Source organism: uncultured Sphingomonas sp., assembly GCF_964250165.1.
GTDB lineage: Bacteria > Pseudomonadota > Alphaproteobacteria > Sphingomonadales > Sphingomonadaceae > Sphingomonas.
Window position 1 is genome coordinate 1 of the sequence record NZ_CAXUEK010000131.1, and the last position, 4,129, is coordinate 4,129.

The 4,129-nt window shown below is 66.7% G+C and carries 6 protein-coding genes and 2 pseudogenes; all 8 read right to left on the reverse strand.

All coding sequences use genetic code 11. The features are described from left to right. Nucleotides 1-350 (reverse strand): annotated as a pseudogene (locus ACFE64_RS15265) (NADH-quinone oxidoreductase subunit F); the annotation flags it as partial. Next, the gene (locus tag ACFE64_RS15270; RefSeq protein ID WP_375393308.1) at nt 340-642 is read right to left on the reverse strand and encodes a hypothetical protein; all 303 of its coding nucleotides are present in this window, start codon (nt 640-642) and stop codon (nt 340-342) included. The gene ACFE64_RS15270 and the pseudogene ACFE64_RS15265, both read right to left, overlap by 11 nt. Next, the gene (locus ACFE64_RS15275) at nt 635-1,348 is read right to left on the reverse strand and encodes a complex I 24 kDa subunit family protein (protein WP_375393309.1); all 714 of its coding nucleotides are present in this window, start codon (nt 1,346-1,348) and stop codon (nt 635-637) included. The genes ACFE64_RS15270 and ACFE64_RS15275 overlap by 8 nt, the downstream gene beginning before the upstream one ends. Then, nucleotides 1,348-1,578: a hypothetical protein gene (locus ACFE64_RS15280; protein ID WP_375393310.1), complete on the reverse strand. Its 231-nt coding sequence runs from the start codon at nt 1,576-1,578 to the stop codon at nt 1,348-1,350. Before ACFE64_RS15280 ends, ACFE64_RS15275 begins: the two co-directional genes overlap by 1 nt. Continuing rightward, complete coding sequence (locus ACFE64_RS15285) at nt 1,575-2,741, reverse strand: NADH-quinone oxidoreductase subunit D (protein WP_375393313.1); 1,167 nt, start codon at nt 2,739-2,741, stop codon at nt 1,575-1,577. The genes ACFE64_RS15280 and ACFE64_RS15285 overlap by 4 nt, the downstream gene beginning before the upstream one ends. A 159-nt stretch (nt 2,742-2,900) precedes the next feature. Beyond that, nucleotides 2,901-3,734, reverse strand: coding sequence for an NADH-quinone oxidoreductase subunit C (locus ACFE64_RS15290; RefSeq protein WP_375393311.1), 834 nt, complete (start codon nt 3,732-3,734; stop codon nt 2,901-2,903). Beyond that, nucleotides 3,727-3,945 carry a hypothetical protein gene (locus ACFE64_RS15295; RefSeq protein ID WP_375393312.1) on the reverse strand — a complete coding sequence of 73 codons (219 nt, stop codon included), beginning with the start codon at nt 3,943-3,945 and terminating at the stop codon, nt 3,727-3,729. Before ACFE64_RS15295 ends, ACFE64_RS15290 begins: the two co-directional genes overlap by 8 nt. Then, nucleotides 3,942-4,129, reverse strand: a pseudogene (locus ACFE64_RS15300) (NADH-quinone oxidoreductase subunit B); the annotation flags it as partial. The gene ACFE64_RS15295 and the pseudogene ACFE64_RS15300, both read right to left, overlap by 4 nt.

Sequence of the window (4,129 nt, forward strand, 5' to 3'; positions counted from 1 at the left end):
ATCGCGAAGCCGGCGACCAGCGCGCCCTCGATCAGCTTGTGCGGATCGTGGCGGAGGATCTCGCGGTCCTTGCACGAACCGGGCTCGGACTCGTCGGCGTTGATGACCAGGAAGTTGGGCCGGTCCGGCTTCGGCTCCTTGGGCATGAACGACCACTTCGTGCCGGTCGGAAACCCCGCCCCGCCGCGCCCGCGCAGGCCGCTCGCCTTGATGCGGTTGATGATCTCGTCCTGTCCGATCGCGAGCAGCGCGGCCGTGTTGTCCCAATCTCCCCGCGCGCGTGCGGCGGGGAGGTCCCAGGGTTGGAACCCGTAGACGTTGGTGAAGATGCGGTCCTTGTCAGCGAGCATCAGCACGCTCCTCCAGCGCACTGAGCCGTCGGTCGATCTGGACTCTCTCCGCTGTGAGATTGTCGAGGCGCTTGTTGATACCGGTAATCTCGACGAGAACCGATTGAGTCAGGTGATTTACCGCCGACACTCGGCTCTCCAGGTGCTCCATCCTATCCTCGATCCGGGTCAGGCGACCTTCCAAGCGGTCAAAACGAGCGTCGACCTTGTCCAGACGAACGCCAAGCTGCGTCACGTCCGACTGCAAACGCCCGAGAACTTCGAATAGGAGTTGCGGGTCGAAGTCAGCCACCGGCCTTGTCCAAAGTCACCGCCGCCGGCACCGCCACCTCGCCCCACGCCGCACGATAATCATGGTTCGCGTCCACCATCTCACGCAGCGTGGTCGGGCCGCCCGCCGGGCAGCTGTCGCGCCGCCCCGTCGTCGAGCCCGGCTGCAGCCGCTCGCCGCGTGTCAGCGCCTCCAGCACGGCGGTGGTGCGGTCGTAGTCCAGATCCTCGTAATTATCGTCGTTGATCTGCACCATCGGCGCGTTGGCGCACGCGCCCAGGCACTCGACCTCGGTCAGCGTGAACAGCCCGTCGGCGGTCGTGCGGCCCTTCGCCAGCCCGTGGTTCCTGCACGCCGCGAGCACGTCGTCGGAGCCCGCCAGCAGGCACGGCGTCGTGCCGCAGACCTGGACATGGTAGCGCCCGACCGGCGCCAGGTTGAACATGGTGTAGAAGGTCGCGACTTCGAACACGCGCATATAGGGCACGCCGATCTGGCGCGCGACGAACTCGATCACGGGCACGGGCAGCCAGCCCTGCGTGTGCGTCTCCTCGCCCACCTGCCGCTGGGCGAGGTCGAGCAGCGGCAGCGACGCCGACTGCTCCCTCCCCTTGGGATAGCGCCCGAGCACCTCGTTCGCCTTGCGCTGGTTCCCGTCGGTCCACGCGAACCCGCCCCAGCGCGCGCGGACTTCGGCCTCGTCGGGGATATTGGAGGCTTCAGCCATCAGATGTCTGTCCGCGGAGAAAAGCCGACGCGATATCCAAGCTGCACGATGCCCAACAGGCCTAAGGCGATGATGAACATCAATCCAAGCGTTCTGTGGTCAGCCATCGAACCGGCGATCTGCGTATAGATGAAGCCGAGCAGCAAGATCGGTGCCGCGACGTTCGAAGCGACACGAAGCCAGCGCGGGAACAGCGTTGGACCTCGCGCCAGTTGATCGATGATACTCACCGGTCACACTCCCCGAACACGATATCCATCGCGCCCAGAATGGCCGTCGTGTCGGCCAGCATATGCCCCCGGCTCATGAAGTCCATCGCCTGCAGATGGCTGAACGCGGTCGGCCTGATCTTGCAGCGGTACGGCTTGTTGGTCCCGTCCGCGACCAGATACACGCCGAACTCGCCCTTGGGGCTCTCGGTCGCGACATAGACCTCACCGGCGGGGACGTGATAGCCCTCGGTGTAGAGCTTGAAGTGGTGGATCAGCGCCTCCATCGATCGCTTCATGTCCGCGCGCTTGGGCGGCACCACCTTGCGGTCGAGGCTCTGCACCGGCCCCTCGGGCATCTCGGCCAGGCATTGCTTCATGATCCGCGCCGACTGCCGCACCTCCTCGACGCGCACCATGAAGCGGTCGTAGCAGTCGCCGCGCGTCCCCACCGGCACGTCGAAGTCCATCTTCGCGTACACGTCATAGGGCTGCGACTTGCGCAGGTCCCAGGGCAACCCGGCGGCGCGGATCATCGGGCCGGAAAAGCCCCAGGCGATCGCGTCCTCCCGGCTCACCGTCGCGATGTCGACGTTGCGCTGCTTGAAGATGCGGTTGTCCGCGACCAGGCTGATCGCATCCTCGAACAGCCGCGGCAGGCGCGTGTCGAGCCAGTCGGCGATGTCGGTCAAGAGCTTGAGCGGCACGTCCTGATGCACCCCGCCCGGGCGGAAGTAGTTGTGATGCATCCGCGCGCCGGACATGCGCTCGAAGAAATTGTAGCAATCCTCGCGGATCTCGAACAGCCACAGGTTCGGCGTCATCGCGCCGACGTCCATGACGTGCGACCCGAGGTTGAGCATGTGGTTGCTGATCCGCGTCAGCTCGGCGAAGAACACGCGCAGATATTGCGCGCGCAGCGGCACCTCCAGATCGAGCAGCTTCTCGATCGCGAGCACGAACGTATGCTCCATGCACAGCGGCGAACAGTAATCGAGTCGATCGAAATACGGGATGTTCTGCGTATAGGTGCGATACTCGATCAGCTTCTCGGTGCCGCGATGGAGCAGCCCGACATGCGGATCGATCCGCTCGATCAGCTCGCCGTCCAGCTCCATGACGAGCCGGAGCACGCCATGCGCCGCCGGGTGCTGCGGCCCGAAGTTGATCGTGTAGTTGGTGATCGTGACGTCGCCGGTCGTCTCCTCGCCGGGCGTCGGCTCGTGGAGGAGCTCGGAGACATAAGGGTCGACGTCGGTCGTGGCGGGCGCCGGCGCGTCGGCCGGGGCCGTGAGGGTATCAGTCACGGACGACCTCCAACGCTTCCCTGGCGAGACATGCCATCACTGGTTCTGCCCTCCCGTGCCGGGCACGACATCGGGATCCTTCGGCTTGTCGGCCGCGGCGTTGCCGCCCTTGGCCTGCCCCTGCGACGACGTGCCAGCCGCATAGGTACCGTCCGTCCCGGCCGGCGCCTTGGCTGCCGACTGCGCCGCGCCGGCCTTCTGCACCGCATCGGCCGGCAGCGGCGTCTGCGCGCCCTTGGCCTCGGGCAGCGCCGCCTTCTCGTCGCCGGGCAGCTGATACGCGCCGCCCTCCCAGGGCGAGAGGAAGTCGAACGTCCGCCAGTCCTGCGCCAGCTGCACCGGCTGGTAGACGACGCGCTTCTCCTCTTCCGAGTAGCGCAGCTCGGTATAGCCGGTCTGCGGGAAGTCCTTGCGCAGCGGATGGCCGCGAAAGCCGTAGTCGGTCAGGATACGGCGCAGGTCGGCATTGCCGTCGAACAGCACGCCGAACAGGTCGTACACCTCGCGCTCCAGCCAGCCCGCGACCGGCCACAGCCCGGTGACGGACGGGATCGGCTGCTCCTCGTCGGTCGAGACGTGCACCTGGATGCGGTGATTGCGGGTCAGCGACAGCAAGCAATAGACCACGTCGAACCGTTCGGCCCGATCCGGGTAATCGACGCCCGCGATCTCCATCAGCTGCTGATACGCCAGCCCCGGCGTGTCGCGCAGCGCGGTCAGCGTCGTCACCAGGCTGTCGCGCGCCACGAACAGCTGCACCTCGCCGACCCGCGCCCGCGCATCGAGCAGCGCCTCGCCCAGGGCCGCGCGCGCGGCGTCGATCGTCGCGTCGTTCAGGTCGACCGCATAGGCGGGCGCGGGGCTACGCATCGGCGCCCTTGCGCCACGCCTGCACGCCGAACGCCAAAGCCGCCACCAGCACCGCTCCGGCGAGCACCAAAGTGAGCTGGATGACCATCGGGCGCCATATCGGCCATGCCGCTGCCACGTCGGCGTGCTGGCGCGCGACATTCACCAGGTTGATGACCGTCAGCGGCAGCAGCGCCGCGAATATGGCCCAGCCCCGTCGCCCGCGGGTCATCGCTCGATGCTCCCGCTACGCCTGATCTTCCGCTGTAGCTGCATGATCCCGTACAGCAACGCCTCCGCCGTCGGCGGGCAGCCCGGCACATAGATGTCGACCGGCACGATCCGGTCGCACCCGCGCACCACCGAATAGCTGTAATGGTAATAGCCGCCGCCATTGGCGCAGCTGCCCATCGAGA

Excerpts from the sequence above, each read along its gene's own strand:
- ACFE64_RS15275 (WP_375393309.1), bottom strand. The coding sequence starts at position 1,348 with ATGGCTGAAGCCTCCAATATCCCCGACGAGGCCGAAGTCCGCGCGCGC.
- ACFE64_RS15295 (WP_375393312.1), bottom strand. The coding sequence starts at position 3,945 with ATGACCCGCGGGCGACGGGGCTGGGCCATATTCGCGGCGCTGCTGCCG.
- ACFE64_RS15290 (WP_375393311.1), bottom strand. The coding sequence starts at position 3,734 with ATGCGTAGCCCCGCGCCCGCCTATGCGGTCGACCTGAACGACGCGACG.